The following is a 597-nucleotide window of genomic DNA, read 5'->3' on the forward strand; positions in this document are numbered from 1 at the left end:
AATCCTTATGTCTCGTCTGTTTATTGCTGAAAAACCCAGTCTAGGCCGTGCTATTGCGGCTGCTTTACCTAATCCCCAAAAGAAAGACCAAGGCTTTATCCGTTGTGGAAATGGTGATGTGGTGACGTGGTGTATTGGTCATTTGCTAGAGCAAGTTGAGCCAGACGCTTACGATGAACGCTACAAAAAATGGAACATGGCCGATCTGCCGATTGTTCCTCAGCAATGGCAACTTAGACCGAGAAAAAGTGCCAGTAAGCAGTTAACCGTGATTCGTAAATTGCTCAAAGAAGCAACCGAAGTGATTCATGCGGGAGACCCAGACCGTGAAGGGCAGTTGTTAGTTGATGAGGTTCTCGACTACTGCAAGCTTTCCAAAACTAAGAAAGAAGCGACACAGCGTTTGCTGATTTCTGACTTGAACTTACCTGCGGTGAAGCGCGCACTAAACTCAATGCGCAGTAATCGTGATTTTATTCCTCTGTCTGTTTCCGCTCTCGCGCGCTCACGAGCGGATTGGTTGTACGGAATGAATATGTCTCGCGCCTATACTTTACTGGGACAAAAGGCTGGCTACCAAGGAGTGCTCTCGGTTGG

The 597-nt window shown here is 47.4% G+C and carries 1 protein-coding gene; it reads left to right on the top strand.

Translation table 11 applies throughout. The features are described from left to right. Positions 1 to 7: 7 nt before the first annotated feature. The coding region (locus tag R7Q48_RS29035) for a toprim domain-containing protein (protein WP_318133820.1) at positions 8 to 597 on the top strand (590 nt) is incomplete at its 3' end.

The sequence above is a fragment of the Vibrio sp. 378 genome, from assembly GCF_033339435.1.